At 40.7% G+C, this 16,230-nt stretch carries 15 protein-coding genes; 2 read left to right on the top strand and 13 right to left on the bottom strand.

Features of this window, described 5'->3' with window-relative positions; all coding sequences use genetic code 11:
* Positions 1-15 precede the first annotated feature (15 nt).
* The 6 genes from IGI49_RS17400 to IGI49_RS17375 all read right to left on the bottom strand — a co-directional run bounded on the left by IGI49_RS17400 (position 16) and on the right by IGI49_RS17375 (position 7,266).
* Entirely contained in the window at positions 16-1,299 is a 1,284-nt protein-coding gene (locus tag IGI49_RS17400; RefSeq protein ID WP_429962713.1) for an SLC13 family permease, read from the bottom strand.
* 139 nt (positions 1,300-1,438) lie between these two features.
* Entirely contained in the window at positions 1,439-2,347 is a 909-nt protein-coding gene (gene dapA, locus IGI49_RS17395) for a 4-hydroxy-tetrahydrodipicolinate synthase (RefSeq protein ID WP_429962712.1), read from the bottom strand.
* A gap of 76 nt (positions 2,348-2,423) precedes the next feature.
* Positions 2,424-3,596 carry a sialidase family protein gene (locus tag IGI49_RS17390; protein ID WP_429962711.1) on the bottom strand — a complete coding sequence of 391 codons (1,173 nt, stop codon included), beginning with the start codon at positions 3,594-3,596 and terminating at the stop codon, positions 2,424-2,426.
* Positions 3,597-3,750: 154 nt separating this feature from the next.
* Positions 3,751-4,776: a 4-hydroxythreonine-4-phosphate dehydrogenase PdxA gene (gene pdxA, locus IGI49_RS17385; protein WP_429962710.1), complete on the bottom strand. Its 1,026-nt coding sequence runs from the start codon at positions 4,774-4,776 to the stop codon at positions 3,751-3,753.
* Between the two features lie 79 nt (positions 4,777-4,855).
* Positions 4,856-6,013, bottom strand: coding sequence for an iron-containing alcohol dehydrogenase (locus IGI49_RS17380; protein WP_429962709.1), 1,158 nt, complete (start codon positions 6,011-6,013; stop codon positions 4,856-4,858).
* Positions 6,007-7,266: a four-carbon acid sugar kinase family protein gene (locus IGI49_RS17375; RefSeq protein WP_429962708.1), complete on the bottom strand. Its 1,260-nt coding sequence runs from the start codon at positions 7,264-7,266 to the stop codon at positions 6,007-6,009. The genes IGI49_RS17380 and IGI49_RS17375 overlap by 7 nt, the downstream gene beginning before the upstream one ends.
* Before the next feature lie 170 nt (positions 7,267-7,436).
* On the opposite strand from IGI49_RS17375, the gene IGI49_RS17370 reads away from it, so the two are divergent.
* Positions 7,437-9,215, top strand: a complete 1,779-nt coding sequence (locus tag IGI49_RS17370) for a PrpR N-terminal domain-containing protein (protein ID WP_429962707.1) — start codon at positions 7,437-7,439, stop codon at positions 9,213-9,215.
* A gap of 102 nt (positions 9,216-9,317) precedes the next feature.
* Here IGI49_RS17370 and IGI49_RS17365 read toward each other — a convergent pair whose 3' ends face one another.
* The 6 genes from IGI49_RS17365 to IGI49_RS17340 all read right to left on the bottom strand — a co-directional run bounded on the left by IGI49_RS17365 (position 9,318) and on the right by IGI49_RS17340 (position 14,388).
* On the bottom strand, positions 9,318-9,677 hold the full coding sequence (locus IGI49_RS17365) for an ArsC/Spx/MgsR family protein (RefSeq protein ID WP_429962706.1): 360 nt from the start codon (positions 9,675-9,677) through the stop codon (positions 9,318-9,320).
* Between the two features lie 321 nt (positions 9,678-9,998).
* Entirely contained in the window at positions 9,999-10,403 is a 405-nt protein-coding gene (locus tag IGI49_RS17360) for a PTS sugar transporter subunit IIA (protein WP_429962705.1), read from the bottom strand.
* Positions 10,404-10,425: 22 nt separating this feature from the next.
* A complete protein-coding gene (locus IGI49_RS17355) occupies positions 10,426-11,235 on the bottom strand; it encodes a PTS system mannose/fructose/sorbose family transporter subunit IID (protein WP_207702104.1) in 810 nt (269 codons plus the stop codon).
* A complete protein-coding gene (locus tag IGI49_RS17350; protein ID WP_429962704.1) occupies positions 11,222-12,115 on the bottom strand; it encodes a PTS mannose/fructose/sorbose/N-acetylgalactosamine transporter subunit IIC in 894 nt (297 codons plus the stop codon). Before IGI49_RS17350 ends, IGI49_RS17355 begins: the two co-directional genes overlap by 14 nt.
* Before the next feature lie 12 nt (positions 12,116-12,127).
* Positions 12,128-12,607 (bottom strand): PTS system mannose/fructose/N-acetylgalactosamine-transporter subunit IIB, encoded by a 480-nt coding sequence (locus IGI49_RS17345; RefSeq protein ID WP_429962703.1) that lies wholly within the window; start codon positions 12,605-12,607, stop codon positions 12,128-12,130.
* Positions 12,604-14,388, bottom strand: coding sequence for a glycoside hydrolase family 35 protein (locus tag IGI49_RS17340; protein ID WP_429962702.1), 1,785 nt, complete (start codon positions 14,386-14,388; stop codon positions 12,604-12,606). The genes IGI49_RS17345 and IGI49_RS17340 overlap by 4 nt, the downstream gene beginning before the upstream one ends.
* Before the next feature lie 171 nt (positions 14,389-14,559).
* Here IGI49_RS17340 and IGI49_RS17335 point away from each other — a divergent pair, with 171 nt between their 5' ends.
* Positions 14,560-15,270, top strand: coding sequence for a GntR family transcriptional regulator (locus IGI49_RS17335; RefSeq protein WP_429962701.1), 711 nt, complete (start codon positions 14,560-14,562; stop codon positions 15,268-15,270).
* 18 nt (positions 15,271-15,288) lie between these two features.
* Here IGI49_RS17335 and IGI49_RS17330 read toward each other — a convergent pair whose 3' ends face one another.
* Positions 15,289-16,227: a hexose kinase gene (locus IGI49_RS17330; RefSeq protein WP_429962700.1), complete on the bottom strand. Its 939-nt coding sequence runs from the start codon at positions 16,225-16,227 to the stop codon at positions 15,289-15,291.
* Positions 16,228-16,230 lie beyond the last annotated feature (3 nt).

Below are 16,230 nucleotides of genomic sequence, written 5' to 3'. Positions count from 1 at the left end.
TCTTCCTTAAAAAATCTACATAGGGAACATAATTAACGCGCCAACAGTCAAAGCAATCAACCGAATGAAATACTGAGGAATCGTAAATACCCAAAATTCTTTTGCTGAATATTTTCCATAGCCTAAAATCATTGCTGGCATTCCGTCAATTGGTAAGAAGTGTCCGCACCAGCCGGAAATAACAATTGCACAGGCAGCAGCAGTAGGATCCAGCCCAAGATTAGAACAAACTGCAATAGCTAAGGGTGTAAATACATACACTGTTCCTATCGTTGACCCTGTCAATGTAGCTAGCAAACTAGTCAGGATACAGAAGGCAAAGATCATCATGAAAGGATTAATATTGTTACCTAACATTCCGGCAACCGTTTCGCCTACTAAATTAGTAAGCCCTGTGCTTCCCAGAGCATCTGCCACACCAATAACACCGGCCGACATTAAAATGATTGGTGCACTGATCGCATCTCTAACTTCCGCAAAATCCAGCACTCCAACAACTAAAATAACTGCAACCGACAAACCCGCCATCGCATAACCAGCGTCTCCGATTCTACTTTGCAGCAACATACCAACAACCGCAAATACAAATGCTGCATAAGTAACATTTTGCTTCCATTTAGGTAATAACGAAACGTTCTCATTTCCTTCAGTATTAACCTCTTCGGTATCTTCATCCTTGATGGGGTGATCTGGCAAGAATTTATACTGAATAATACAATTCAACAAAAATCCCATGGATAAAAATAAATTGACGATAGCAAATTTAAAAACTGAAACATTGATTGCTTGTCCAGCTGCTCCAAGAACAGCAATGACAATTCCGTACTGCAGAGCCGTATTAAATGGGATCAAGGGATGATTTGCAGCAAATCCAGCAGTCATAATTATCTTAGAAGGGGGAAGTTTTTTACTATAAGGCAACGTAGAAAGTAATCCAATAGTTAATACATAATAGGCGGTTGATCCTGTACCGAACATGCTGCAGCCTAACATCACAATTAAAATAATCAGCATGTACGATTTAAATCCACCCTTATTAGCCATCGCAAACATGGCCTTTTTAAACACGACAATAAAATTCGTTTTTTGCAGAGCAGCAATAATAGCCATAAACTCAGCTAACATAATAATGGTTGAATTAGAGAATCCGGCAAAAGCTCCTTTAATGTCAGCGATTCCAAAGATAACCAGCAATATACAGGCAAACAATGGCGGTGCACCAAATGGCAATTTATCAATCATTATTAAAACAATCATTAGCGCTGTGATTGCCAAAGCAATAATCATTTGAATAGTCATAATACCCTCCTAAGCTTTTTCATCTATTTCAATTAGAAGGATAGAATATATAAGCTGCAACAAACATATATTCTATCCTCAATGATACATTTCATTGCTGCTCACCAATTATAGAAAAAGGGAGCAGCAGCTGATTCAGTTATTTCATACCTTTAGCTTTATTTTCTTCCAGCACTTTTTTGATTGCTTCGATTCCTTCTTCAGGCACTTGATTGAATGGAGCACGACAAGGTCCTACATTGTATCCTAGTAAACGGGTAGCAGTTTTTACAATTGTATTAGGATTGCCATACTTAAAGCAGGCTCTGAAGCTTTGGATACTTTCATTGGCCTTTTTCGCCTCCTCAATTTTCCCTTCAACAAATAGGTCATAGATAGAAGCCATCGTCTGAGGATACACATTGGCGCAACCTGCGATTCCCCCAGTTCCTCCAGCCAATAATGTCCAAATAATTAATTGATCATTTCCAGATAGGGTATAGAATTTTGCGTTTGTTTTCTTTTTACCTGCATCAATATAACCCAAAATATTAGCAAAATTCCCGCTAGAATCTTTAGCGCCAATAATATTTTCAATTTCTGCTAAACGTCCAACTGTTGCTGGAGCTAAGGCATTACCTGTACGTGCTGGAATGTTGTATAAAACAATTGGCATATCAACTGCTTCTGCCACCGTTTTGTAGTGAGTGTATAATTCATCCTGACTCGCTGCAGCAAAGCTTGGCGTAATAATTGACAATACATCTGCTCCAGCAGCTTGAGCCATTTTACTTTGTTCAATTGTTTCCTTAGTAGAAAGTGTTCCAGTCCCTGCATATATGGGAACACGACCATTCGCTTGATCAACTACCGTTTCAACAACCGATTTCTTTTCGTCAGCTGTTAAAATATAGCCTTCACCATTCGTTCCAAAAGGGAAAATTCCGTGAATGCCATTCTCGATCATCCGTTCCACTTGTGTGCGAAGTTCCTCTAAATTTAGCGTTTCGTCCTCATTCATAGGGGTTAAAATCGGGGAAATAATTCCTTTCAATTCTGTCGTTTTCATTTAATTCTCTCCTTTTTTATTGTTTATCATTAAGAATGCGGTATCATTTACTCAATTGATGCTTGTCTCAAAGAATTTATTCCAGTACCCCTTCACCTGAGGTTGGGTTATATAAGCCTTCGGTCTCCCGTTTTTCCCCTAATAAATCTTCTACTGTAAAACGGACATATTTTACGCAAAGACGATTTTTGTAGGCATAAACTAGATGCAATAAACCTTGGCTGTCTTGATAAAGCGTTGGATACTCATGCTGTGAATTGTTGGTTTTATTCTCAATCCCGATATAGCCTTCTGCTGGTTCAAATACGCGACCGATCGGCCAAGTTTTGCCAAAATCTTCCGTGACTGAAACAGCAACTGGATTCCGTAATCCTGGCCAAGCTACTTTTCCAAAGGCAGCATGATTGGCTGCATTTAGGTTATAAGCCAGGGCAACTTCGCCGGACTGCAAACGGATAGCACTGACACTTGCATTGTTATTCGGTAATACCGTGGGTTCCGGCACACTCCAGCTATCGCCAAAGTCAAAGGATTCACTGCTGTAAACATGATCCGCAAAACGACTCCGCATGAAGGCCACTAAATGTCCTTCTTCTACTTCCACAATGTTGGCGTGAACTCGTCCGCTGCTATCAGGCATTCGAACCGCTGTCCAGGTTTGTCCTTGATCATCAGATACTTGGAATTCTGTTGGATCATTAGTTAATCCGTCTGGCGAATCTTCACACAACCAGGTACTGAAAATCCAGCGGCCGTTGCTCAGGATTTGAATGGCCTGACGAGAGAAAGTTCCTTCGTCAGCGAACAATGCTTCAGGTTCTCCCCAGGTTACTCCTTCATCACTTGATTTTTGAACCATGATGATGGAAGTAAACTGCATATTGTCCTTACCTTCTTGACGACTTACCTGTGAAGTATAAATCAGCCAGATCTTTCCATCGGGTGCTCTAAAAAAGGCTGGATTTTGTTCACTACGGTCTTCTCCCTTTGATACGGTTACTGGTACTGACCAAACCTGAGCTTCTGGATCAAGTTTGGATACCACAATAGAAATATCTCCGCTGCCTTCAAAGCTTCCGGCAAACCAGGCACACAACAACCCGCCGTCTTTTGTCTCAATCAGTGTTGGTGCGTGGGCAGTATTATTACCGCCAGTTGGAATAAGGCCAAAATCTACAGCTAAAAATTCATCTCGATAGACCACACCATTTGGTTCTGATTGTCGGACACTTGGTAATTTTGTAGCCATTTTTTTAATCCCCCTACATCATTTTTTTCTGCCTATTTTTATTAAGACTGAGCTTAATTATCCCTTTGGTTATATGAAATTTCCTCGTCAACAGCCAGCTCTTCTTGCCGAACATTATTTATTCACTGCAAGAAGAATCAGCTATTACGGTTTTTTAAGAGTTTTCAGCTAAGCGAATCGCATAATCAATCGCATTTTCCAGACTTAACTCACTTGCTGTCCACTTGCCAGCCTGGTCGAAGGCCGTTCCATGATCCACGGAAGTCCGAATGATCGGCAGATTCAAGGTAATATTGACTCCCTTCACAGCTTCCCAGCTAGCTGTCTTTTGATCGTAAACAAAACCCAACAGCTTCAAGGGAATATGCCCTTGATCATGGTACATAGCTACAACAATGTCGTACATGCCGCCGTTGGCTTTTGAGAAGACCGTATCGGCTGGCAATGAGCCGTAAGCATTGATGCCCTCTGCTTTAGCCGCTTCAACAGCTGGATTGATCTCGTTAATCTCTTCTTGCCCAAACAAACCATTTTCCCCACAATGAGGATTTAATCCTGCTACGGCAATGCATGGGTTTTTAATGCCGAGATTTTTACAAGCAGTATCGGCAATCCTGATGACATCCAAAACCCGGTCTTTAGTCGCCCGGTCACAGGCTTCCCGCAAAGATACATGAGTAGAAACATGCACCACTCGCAAATTGCCGTCAGCCAGCATCATGGTATATTTATCAGTCCCAGTTAAGTCAGCATAAATTTCCGTATGGCCAGCATAATGATGGCCCGCGGCATTCATAGCTTCCTTGTTCAATGGATTGGTCACCGTAGCATCAACTTCTTTAGCTAAAGCCAGCTCAATGACTTTTTTCACATATTGGAAGGCTGCATTACCGCCAACCTCTGACACTTCACCAATCGGCAGCTCATCCATGTTAACCACCTGTAGGTCAATTAAATCAATGATGCCAAAGGTGTATTTCCCATCACTTGGTTTGTCAATGGGATGAACCGTCACGTTCAATTCTGGATGCTGAGCTAAATAATAATCTAGGACACTTTTATCACCGACTAACAGCGGACGACAACGGTCATATAATTCTGCTTTCAGAAAAGCCTTCAAGGCAATTTCCGGTCCAATACCAGCTGGATCTCCCATGGTAATACCGACGATTTTTTTCATTGCTGCAAAACTCCTTCTATAATAAGTAAGAAACGAATGCTGCTTAATTCATTTTGCATTTATTCAACAACGTTCATCACTACATGATTTCCAAATAAATCTTTCGTGCATCCTTAGGAGTTACTTCCCGTTTGTTGTTAACCAATAAGCGGGTCACCTCCATACCAGCAGCCACTAAGCCGTCAAGATCTTCTTCTGGTACATTGAAGGTTTTCAGGCTGGTTGGTATCTCCAACACCTTCACCATTTCTTCCAGCTGATTGATCATATAGCCTGATTTCTCATCAACAGACAAATCCTTGTTACCGTTCTTCACTACTCGGTCATAGGCAATAGCCAGCAGATCCTTAATGGCTGGTTCATTAAATTTCATCACTGGAGTCAAAAGCATAGCATTGGACACCCCATGAGCAATGTGATATTTCCCGCCCAGCGGGTAAGACAAGGCATGAACCGCTGTCGTACCTGAGGACGTAATCGCTACGCCGGCATAAAAGGAGCCTAACAGCATATCACTCTTCGCTTTCAAAGCTTCTGGGTTGGTACAGGCTTCAACTAAATTGTTCATGATCAAATCCAAGGCCTCCAAAGCAAAAGTATTGCTGATAGGGTTGGCTTTAGCTGAAGTGAAACATTCAATCGCATGACATAATGCATCTACTCCAGTTGCCGCAGCAATAGGCTTTGGCAGATTTTTTATCATGCGGCTGTCAAGAATCACATAATCGGCAATCATCTCTGAATTAACAATACCAATTTTCAAATCCTTCTCTGGAACACCGACAATACTATTAGGAGTCGCCTCAGCACCAGTTCCGGCAGTTGTTGGAATCATCAAGCTGGTAATTTGCTTCTTCGCTAGCAATGGTTCGTCCAGCAAATCCTTCACGCTATACTCATCTGTCGCCAAAATCGAGGATAGCTTGGCAACATCCATTACACTTCCTCCGCCGATGGCTATAATAAAATCAGCTTCCTGTTTTTTAAATTCATCGATCATAGCCTGCGCTTCGTGATAGTTTGGTTCAGCTGGGATGTCGGAAATAATTGTGTAGTCAATTCCAGCTTCTTCAATGATTGCCTTAGGGATATCCACTAAGCCGGCTCCTAAAATTCCTTTATCAGTAAAGATGACAATTTTCTTCACTCCGTTGGCAATGATGCCGGCCAATTGCTCCAGGGCGTGCTCTCCGGCGTTGATATTTTTGGGCATTTTTAATTGATAATCTGCTAACATGTTCTTCCTCCTATGTGTTCATTTAAACGACTAATTTCTTCAAACAACTCTTCGTTGCCAAATCCACCTGACTTAGTAATCACCTGGCGTTGCTTTTGGTTCCATTCAATAGTTGATAAAACAGTCCCGGCACTGAGCTCTGTCAGTGGTCGGATTGTCTGAACCCCCAATACCTTCATGGACTGAAAAAGGGTATCCCCGCCAGTGAAAAGAAATGTATTTTCGCTGTGACTGGACCACAAGGCCTGAGTCAATTCTCCCAACGACTTGCCGATCCGAAAGCGATATTCAGAAACCGGCAGCGCTTTTTCCCGGCTATATGTCTTAATCCCTTCGGAAGTCTCTTCGCTTAAGGTTTCAAAAACCAGCAAAGGATGGACCTTCATCAGCTTCAGATAGTTTCGAAGTTCCTGTTTTCCTTCTGTTCTGGACCAGTAATTCGGCTCCAGCAGCTGTTGGGGGGTTAAGGAAATTCTGGGATAAGCTTTTTTGTCAGCGTGTTCAATTTGCTTTTTAGTAATAGGATTAACGCTGCCGCAGATCACCACTAACGGATTTTTTACCGAGTAGCTGCTGACGGACACGGCCGGAAATAACTGCTGAGCTAAAATCTTGGCAAATCCAGCACAGCCGATGGTGATTGCCAATAGATCGCTTTCCTTTAACAATTGCATTTGTTGCTTTAAATCATTCTCTGTTTGCGCATCAAAGATCAAAACACCTTTTCTATTATGGGGAAGTTCATTGGCTTTGACCAGCAGTGCTTCGATACCCGCCTCTTGCTTCAACCGATGAATCAGATTGCTTTCTGTTACTGGCTCATAAGGATCATCAGCAAACACACTTTGAGAAACCAAGACCTGATCGATATACAAATTACCGTCAACTAGTACGCGATTCATCTCAGGATAAGCTGGTAAAAATGGAATGATTCCTGCTTGGCTGGTATCCAGAATAGCTTTGACTTCGGCACTGATATTCCCCCGCAATGCAGAATCTACTTTCTTATATATATATGGAATCCCCTTCTGCTGAGCGCTTACAATTATTTCACTCATTTGCTCGTAGGCTTCTTTAAAAGGTAAATAGCGGCTCTCAGTATTTATTACCAGTACAGCGACGCTTTCCTCCAGCTCAATCTTGTTCAAATCTATTTCCGTTGAAACCAAGGTATGGACTCCCTGATTGGAAAATTGAACACCCGTATCAAGAGCTCCGGTAAAGTCATCTGCAATGACTAATAGCTTTAACATTCGTTCACCACCTTGGATTTCATAATTTCATTTTATGTTCTCAAATCTACTTTTAATATCAAAAAAAGCAAAAAAACGTTTAATTATGAAACGATATAGAACTTCCTCTATCATTTTTGGTTAAACACCTTTATCATTGTTACTATATGAAACATCAGGAGGTTTGAAAGATGAGAACGAAGTTTTTAGGGATTGCTCCTTATGAAGAATTAAATCATTCTATGAATGTGGTCAGCGATCAATTTGAAGAGCTGCAGGCAGATATTTACACAGCTGATTTGGAGGAAGGTCAAAAACTGGCCGTTGAACTGTTTAGCGATGGGTACGATGCCATTATTTCCCGGGGTGGAACCGCTGATTTGATTCGTAAAGCTGTATCGATTCCGGTTATTGATGTCTCCATCTCCATTTACGATATTTTAGGTGCCATTCGGCTGGCGGAAAATTATACAACGAATTTTGCGATCGTGGGCTACGCCAGTATTACCGAAAAAGCTCATCTGCTTTGTGATATTTTAGGATATAAAATTAAGATCATTACCCTGACCAACACAACGGATACCAGTAAAATTTTGGATGACTTAGTGGAGGAACAGTATGAAATGATTCTTTGTGATGCCATTACTAATCGGCTGGCTTTGACAAAATCATTGAATACCATCTTGATTACTTCAGGTTTTGATAGTATTAAACACGCTTTTACCGAAGCTCTAACGATTGCAACCTATTTAAAACAAGCTCAGCAAGAATATCAGATGTTAGCTGAAAGTCTGAAAAGTCAACGGTCCGACTGCCTGATTATTGATCAGGAATTTCACGTTTTCTTTTCAACCCTTAATCCTGCATTAGAAAAGGCCTTTTTGCTCTTTTTACAAGCTAAAAAATCATTAACAGAGGAAAATCAGTACTATACAACGATTCGGGGAAAATCCTACAGTATTGAACTGAAGCCGTTGCTGATTGACGAACAATTTTATTATAGTTGCGCCATCAATACCTCCACCCCGCCAATTGTGGGAAATCGCCTAGGAATTCTTTATCAAAAAAGAAGCGAAGTAGAGGAAAGCTTGACCACCAAACTACTCTTTACTAAATTTATTCAGCAATCAACTAAGCAAGAGCTGCAGAAGCTGGCTGATCATTATCAAGGCATGATTATTTTTGGTGAAACTGGAACAGCCAAATCCAGTATGGCCTATCAAGCTTACTTAAATAAAAAGACCCATAACAATTTTTTGATCTCCATCGACTCTAAACTAATCAATGATAAAATGTGGAAATTTTTGGTCAATCCGTCAAACGGACCTTTTGTCGATGTGAACAACACTATTTTAATCGAGCATGTTGAACAGCTTTCCAAGCAGGATATTGACCAGCTGATCACAATTATTCAAAACACTCGCCTGCTTCAGCGTAACCATGTCATTTTTACTTATAATACCAATCGTGCTGGCGAAGCAAGCACTTACGAACAACTGATAACGGAATTAAATTGTGCCAGTATTTATGCTCCTGCTATCCGTGAACGTAAAAACGAACTTAGTGTGATTACGACCTTGCTTCTGAATAAAATGAATATTGAGTGTAATAAAGAAATTATGGGTTTTGATCCCAAAGCCATCAAAGAATTCTTATCCTTTGACTGGCCTGGAAATTTGAATCAGCTGCAAGCAGCCATCAAGGAATTAGTGATCCATGCTGCAACTCACTACATCACGGAACACCAAGTTAGCGAATTATTAAAAAAAGAGCGGCTGATTCAATCTTTTTCCATCAGCAATCAGACACCCATAACCTTGCAGCTTACTGCTGAACAACCTACTCTGTTTGACTACATTAAGCAAATTGTCTTGAACGTGTTGGAACAAAACAATGGCAACCAAACAAAAACGGCTGAACAACTAGGCATCAGCCGAACCACTCTGTGGCGCTATTTAAAAGAAGAATAAATGTGAACAGGGCCTGTGACTTTCTATTACAAGCCCTTTCGAAAAGATATTTCCCCGTAAAAAAACCGCCATTTTCAGGCGGTAGAACGACAATTAAATAAGTTAAAAAACATCAGCCTTTACTCCAAAGGCTTCCAATTTTTCAGGATTGTAACCAACACACAGATTATTATCATCAAATAAAATCGGCCGATTAATTAAATTAGGATAAGTTCTCAACACTTGCAATAATTCTTCTGGGGACAGATGACCATAATCCAACGCCAGCTCATTGTAAATAGGTGACCCTACCGTAAGAATCTCATCAATATCATCCACCAGCTTTAAAATAGTGGATAACGTTTCTCTTTGCATCGCCTCGGTTTGCAGATTATAGGATTCAAAATTCACGTTGTTCAATTGCAGCAGCTTTTTGGTTTTCTGACAGTTGGGGCACCCTGGATCAGACAGTACTTGAATCATTTTTTCACTCCTTTGCTTCATTTATTTAAATATTAGTACATTTTTTATTAATGCACGATTTACCACATTAGAATGATCTTTATTTTTTTGTTTATCTATTATATTTCAAAGTATACACTAGGATAATTAATTGGAAAAGCAAAAACCTGTGAATGATTGAACAATATTGATTGACAGTGCTATCGTTTTGATCAAATGCCAAAGTTCACATCACTAGTTTTTTCTGAGAGAGCAACCAGCTTTTCTTTTTATTATAAATAGGACCCTCCTTCTTGGAACAATCAAAAAACCGTCTCTGTAATAGAAACGGTTTTTGACGTTTTATTCGTCGTCCTCATCATCGTCTGAAGCAATTACATCATTGACATAAGCAATATTGCTAGCTCCAGCCTGAACCAAGGACATTTCAGTCCCAACTAATTCACTGTTAATGAAATCAATGACCATCGGCATATTCATGCCAGCATACAGTTCAATATCCTTTCCTTCCATAATTAGGCGGGAAACGACATTACAAGGGGTACCGCCCATCAAATCAGCTAATACTACAAAATCGTTCAAATCTTCAATAGCTGTCTCGAACTTTTTACGGAAATCCTCCGGCGCCTCTGATTCCAGTAAAGCTACCGTATGAATATTTGCCTGCGGTCCCATGATCATTTCTGTACTTTTCTTTAATTCTTCACAAAATAATCCATGACTAACTAAAACTAATTGTTTTCCCATTTGTCCTTCTCTCCTGTCTAAATTATTTAGAAATTACGCCAAAGGCAGATAGAGCAACACAGACAACTAATACAATGAAAATCGCTTTAGTAGAGGTCATATTCTTCTTGCCCAGCATCCAGTAAACTGCACCAACGATACCTGCTGGCAATAGACGCGGCAAGATCATATCAATATTATTTTGCATGTTCAACGTAACATCACCAATACTTGGTGCCCATGAAAACTTCACGTTAACCATCGTTGCGACTAACGCACCGACCATGAATACTCCTAGTAAAGTTGCGGCATCAGTTAATGCTGTTAAACGATGCTGCATAGTGGTAACTAAGGAAATTCCTTCCTTATAAGCAAATTCCAGCTGCTTCCAGCGGAAAATCATTACAGCAATTTGAGCAATAATCCAGATAAAAATTCCCGTTGGGTTGCCGTTAATTGCCATATTTGCTGCCAAAGCACCAAAGATAGTTGGAATTAATGCAGCAAAAATGGAATCGCCAATCGCGGCAAAAGGTCCCATTAAACCGGCTTTCAAACCAGAAACTGTTTGCTTGGCACTAATGCCTTCTTTTTCTTCAATCGCTAAATCAATCCCGGTAATAATGGTATTGAAAAAGTTGGAGGTATTGAAGAATTGAGTATGGGTGCGCATGACTTCCTTCAGCTCTGGCGTATCATCTCCATAGATTTTGCGTAATTGCGGCAGGATCGTGTACAAATAGCCTGATCCTTGCATTCGTTCATAGTTCCAGCCCAACTGGAAAGTGAACAAGCTTCGGCGATTGATTTGTTTAAAATCTTCTTTTGTTAACTTGTAATTAGATTTCGTCATCTTCAATTTCCCCCTCGTCTGAATCGCTGCCATTGCTGTGGGAAGCTGGTGCACTTGGTACCATCTGTCCGTTCTTATAGCTGATCGCTGCTAATGCAAAGCCGATTAAAGCAATCGCCAACATTGGTAATGAATTGAAGACTCCTTCAAAATCCTTAACAACACTAGCAACACCGCTGCCTAATAATTGCATATTGGTAAAGACTGTTCCCAGTAATGCGGTAAGTGTAAAGCCTAGAATCAAGTAAGGGAAGTGTTTTTTCACTGGCAAGTAACGTAATAGAATCGCAAAACCGACTGCTGGCAATACGGCACCGGCTACGGATAAGCCATCACCTAACCATTTCAAATCTCCATTCAAGACTGCCACAACTCGTTCAACCAATCCACCACCAAAAGCTAAGGCTAAGAATACTGGAATCATCCGTGACAGAGACCATGGAATAGCTCCCATTAAAAAGTTGCGCTCAATACCTTTATAGTTCATATCTTCAACTAATTTATCGATACGGTGAGCAAAGAATGTATTCGCAAAACGAGCTAAAATATCCAATTGAATCATCAAACTTGCTACTGGTACCGCAATTGCTGCAATCGCCTGTTCTGGATTCATTCCTAAGGCAACGGAGAATGCGGTCGCCAAGACTGTTCCTGAGTTGGCATCAATTTTGGAAGCACCACCAAACGTTCCAACACCCAATACTGTTAATTGCATACTACCACCGATAATCAATCCGGCTTTAAGGTCTCCCATAACTAATCCGGCAAACAAGCCAGCAAACACTGGTGCACTTAGCGATGAATAAATTTGCAGTTCATCTAAAATTTGATACCCTGCATATAATGATAATAATAAGATCTGCCACCATAAGATATCCATTTTACTTCCCCCTTATTTTTTTAACAGACTCATAAAGTCTTCTGATTTATCACTCGGAACCATTTGTGCCACCAAACGAACACCCTTAGCATCTAACTGGTTAAACACGTCAACATCCTGATCCACAACATTAATCGATTTAGTAATCGAACGTGTTTCATCCGTTTGTGACATATTGCCTACATTAATTTCGGTAATCGGCACACCCAGCTCGACTAATTTCAATAAACGATCTGGTTTACGAGCGATAATCAGCAAACGTTGAGAATCATATTTGCCTGCTAAAATATTGTTGGCTGCTTTTTCAACTGGCAAAACACTTAGCTTAACTCCCGCAGGTGTCGCCAGTTTTAATCCACTTTTTTCAATATCATTTTGAGCAACCTCATCGTCTACTACCATGATACGACTGATGTTTAATTTAGTTGTCCATAAATTTGCCACTTGTCCGTGAATCAAACGTCCATCAATTCTTACTCCGATAATACTCATTTTTCTCCCTCTTTCATCTCTTTATAAATTGGTTTAGCTGTTAATTGGATTTCCGATTGGTACGTGCCTTCCGTTTCAAAAACAATAATTTCGTTCAACCCGGTGTTTAGATAACCTTTAGGAATATACAAGGACAAAGTTGGTCCTACTTCCCAGAAACGGCCAATATTTACTTGATTAATAAACACAACACCTTTGCCAAATCCTGACAGATCAATAAAGCAGTCCTCTACTTCCTCAAATGTCACCTGATAGCGATAGAAACTTGGCTGCTGCGGTTGCCATTCCTTGGAAAAATCAATTTGTTCCACATTGTCCAATGGCAGGCAATACTGCTGCCAATTGGTAATAAAATGTAAATCCGCCATCACACCATTACGAATCCCTTTGCGTTGAGTATCAGCAAATAACTTATGCCCGTAATTTACTCGTCCCATATTCTCCATCAAAATATCCAGCTGATTTTCCGGCTGCTCCATTTCAACAAAAATATCTTCGCCAATTTCTGTCTGGTATTGGGTCGCCTTCAAATTTTGATTTATATACATTTGTGCCCGATCGCGACCATCAATAATTCGAAGTCTTTCTTTTTCAGCATCCTTTTCAATTGTCGTCCGGTAAAGCAGATAACCCGTATTTTGTCCCAGCTGCTCCATCCCTTGCGGATATTGAGAGCTGACTGGCTGACTTAGTGTGTCTACTGTTGCGAATAAGCTGACTTTTTCGCTTAAAGGAATTGCTTTTACTTCTGCACCCTTCTTAATTAGCGGGGGCATCTGCTGCAGCTCAGGATAGTTCTCGTGGACCATCCGTTGAATTGCGTAATACTTTTCAGTTGGGTTGCCCTGTTCATCCAATGGTGCCCCGTAATCATAAGAAGTGATTTGCGGCAAATCGATCGTTCCACGAGCTGAACAGCCATTCATAAAGCCAAAGTTTGTTCCACCATGGAACATGTAAAGGTTAATGCTGCCGATTGCTAAGACTTCCTTAATCGCTTCGGCTAATTCCTCAGCATCCCGCTGCACAATCGGTTCCTTCCAGCGGTTAAACCAGCCGTCCCAGAATTCCATGCACATCAGGGGCCATTTTTTGTCATGTTCAGCAAAGAAGCTTTCCATATCAGCAAAGTTTTTCTTCGCCTTCGAACCGAAATTTCCAGTAACTAGAATATCTTCATCAATCATGCTGCCAGCTCGCAGGGTTGCCCGCCAAGGTCCATCTGAGGTAAAGAAAGGAACGTCAATCCCTCTTTCCTGCATCAGATCCCGAACAGCTCGTAAATAATTTTTATCCTCACCGAAGGAACCGTATTCATTTTCAATCTGAATCATCAAAACATTGCCGCCATGAGTCAATTGATGCGGAACAATTTTTTCTATCAGTACGTCGTAATAATCTGCCACATTTTGCAGATAAGACGGATCTGAAGAACGTATTCTGATAGGTTCGTTTAACAACCAAGCCGGAAATCCGCCGAATTCCCATTCAGCACAAATGTATGGCGATGGTCGAACGATTGCGTACAATCCTACTTCTTCAGCAGTTTTTAGAAATTTTTCCAAATCCAAAATACCGTCAAACTGATACTCGCCTTTTTTCGGCTCGTGCAAATTCCAAGGAACATAGGTTTCGACTGTATTAAAGCCTAATGCCTTTAAGTTATACAGGGAATGATACCAATCTGTCGGATGTACCCGAAAATAATGAATAGCACCAGACATGATTTTAAAAGGTTGACCATTTAGTAGAAAATCTTCTTTTATTTCAAAAGTATTCAAGAATATGCTCCTCCCAGAAAACGTTTTCAGTATATTAATATATTAAATTTAGTCAAATAGAAAGTCAACAGTATTATTAACTCAAACTTATGGTAAAATCATGTTTGACAGGGTATACGATAAAATACTAACCAAATTTTTAGGATTTATTCATAATTGGAGGCCGAACAAATGACAATCCCAAAATACCAAATCATTAAAGATGAGCTGAAGCAGCAAATCATTGCTGGCCGCTTCGAAAACGGCGATAAATTTTACACAGAAGCCGAATTAGTTAAACTGTTTAACGTCAGCTCTATCACGGTGATTCGGGCATTAAATGAACTAGTAAAAGATGGTTTCATTGTTCGCCATCAAGGGCGCGGCTCCTTTGTCTCCCGGGCTCGCAAAGGCAAGCTGGTAGAATTTTCCGACATTGAGTTATTCCCGATTAATCACGATCAGGTCAAGGTGCTTAGTATTACCCGGGGCAATGACGCGGACTATCTTAATCGACTGGAGCTGCCGGAGACAGCCTTTTATTATTGCATTGAACGTGTTCGAACAACTGGGAATGTGCCCTACATGTATCATCAAACCTATTTGCCTGAGCAATATGTGAATCCTAATTATCCTGATTTAAGCTATTACAATTCGGTTTATCAGCGCTTTAAGCTGGATTACAACATTCATATGAACGATGAGACCTTCGTTGAGACCAACGAAATCAAGTTTCCAGCACCTGACAAGGCTTGCGAAAAGCTGCAAATCATTAAAGAAGAACCCATTGTCTTGCAAATCAGGATGACCAAACGAAAAGATACTGAACAAATTCTTGAATACGTTGAAACCTTCAAAAAATGGAACTTCTACAAAATTGAATTGGTTTCTAATCCGAACTAGTTTGGTTAGGCTGAGCGCTTAATCAAGCTTTTTTATTTGAATTTCTTTCATCAGCTGGTTGAAATCATCAGGATCAACTTGCCCGGTTTTGACTTGCATTGCATTGGCCATTCCAGCTGCCATACATTCCTTCATAATCAGCTGAGGTTCGTGTTTCTGAGAAATGCCATAGGCTAAACCGGCAATCGTGGCATCGCCAGATCCAACAGGGTTGACTACTTGAATATTGGGAATCGCTACTCGATAAAATTGGTTTTGATAGTTGATCAGTGCACCCTCTTTCCCCAAAGAAACCACAATCCAGGTAATCCCAGCAAAAATTGGCTGCTGCAGCGCCTTTTGAATTTCTGTTGGACGATCAATTGCCAAGGGTTGTCCTAGCAGATCACTTAATTCATCCAAATTCGGCTTAATCAAATAAGGTTTCACCTCACCAGCTAGAACCTGTTTTAGACTCTCCCCAGATGTATCTACTAAAACGTTCACTTCTTGTTCTGCTGCCAGTCTAACCAAAGTCTGATAAAAGTCCGCAGGTAATCCTTTGGCTAAACTGCCTGAAATTGTAACCAGCTGAGCTTTCTCAACTAATTGCTGGTACTTTTCTAAAAAGTCTTGCTGCTCTGACTCCGTGACAGTGGGTCCGGGTTCTAAAATCTCTGTTTGATTGCCCTCATGGAGGATAGCAATCGAATCCCGAGTTTCCCCTTCAATTGATGCAAAGTCGTGGGTAATTGACGCTTGATCTAACTGCTTTGCCAAAAACTTTCCATGAAAGCCGCCCAGTACGCCAGTAGCCGTTACTTCGCCGCCCAAATCATGAATCACTCGAGTAACATTCAGGCCTTTTCCTCCAGGAGTTTTGGATACTTGTTGTACACGATTCACCTTATCGAGAACAAACTTGTCTAAGGGATAAGAGATATCAATGGATGGATTCATCGTTACTGTTAAGATCACAGA

This window comes from Enterococcus sp. AZ071 (genome assembly GCF_050499065.1).
In the GTDB taxonomy this organism is placed as follows: Bacteria; Bacillota; Bacilli; order Lactobacillales; family Enterococcaceae; genus Enterococcus_A; species Enterococcus_A ferrettii.
This window is presented reverse-complemented; position numbering and strand designations above follow the sequence as displayed.

Bases quoted from the DNA above. Each gene is read 5' to 3' on its own strand.
- IGI49_RS17400 (WP_429962713.1), bottom strand. From the start codon at position 1,299: ATGACTATTCAAATGATTATTGCTTTGGCAATCACAGCGCTAATGATT.
- dapA (WP_429962712.1), bottom strand. From the start codon at position 2,347: ATGAAAACGACAGAATTGAAAGGAATTATTTCCCCGATTTTAACCCCT.
- IGI49_RS17390 (WP_429962711.1), bottom strand. From the start codon at position 3,596: ATGGCTACAAAATTACCAAGTGTCCGACAATCAGAACCAAATGGTGTG.
- pdxA (WP_429962710.1), bottom strand. From the start codon at position 4,776: ATGAAAAAAATCGTCGGTATTACCATGGGAGATCCAGCTGGTATTGGA.
- IGI49_RS17380 (WP_429962709.1), bottom strand. From the start codon at position 6,013: ATGTTAGCAGATTATCAATTAAAAATGCCCAAAAATATCAACGCCGGA.
- IGI49_RS17375 (WP_429962708.1), bottom strand. From the start codon at position 7,266: ATGTTAAAGCTATTAGTCATTGCAGATGACTTTACCGGAGCTCTTGAT.
- IGI49_RS17370 (WP_429962707.1), top strand. From the start codon at position 7,437: ATGAGAACGAAGTTTTTAGGGATTGCTCCTTATGAAGAATTAAATCAT.
- IGI49_RS17365 (WP_429962706.1), bottom strand. From the start codon at position 9,677: ATGATTCAAGTACTGTCTGATCCAGGGTGCCCCAACTGTCAGAAAACC.
- IGI49_RS17360 (WP_429962705.1), bottom strand. From the start codon at position 10,403: ATGGGAAAACAATTAGTTTTAGTTAGTCATGGATTATTTTGTGAAGAA.
- IGI49_RS17355 (WP_207702104.1), bottom strand. From the start codon at position 11,235: ATGACGAAATCTAATTACAAGTTAACAAAAGAAGATTTTAAACAAATC.
- IGI49_RS17350 (WP_429962704.1), bottom strand. From the start codon at position 12,115: ATGGATATCTTATGGTGGCAGATCTTATTATTATCATTATATGCAGGG.
- IGI49_RS17345 (WP_429962703.1), bottom strand. From the start codon at position 12,607: ATGAGTATTATCGGAGTAAGAATTGATGGACGTTTGATTCACGGACAA.
- IGI49_RS17335 (WP_429962701.1), top strand. From the start codon at position 14,560: ATGACAATCCCAAAATACCAAATCATTAAAGATGAGCTGAAGCAGCAA.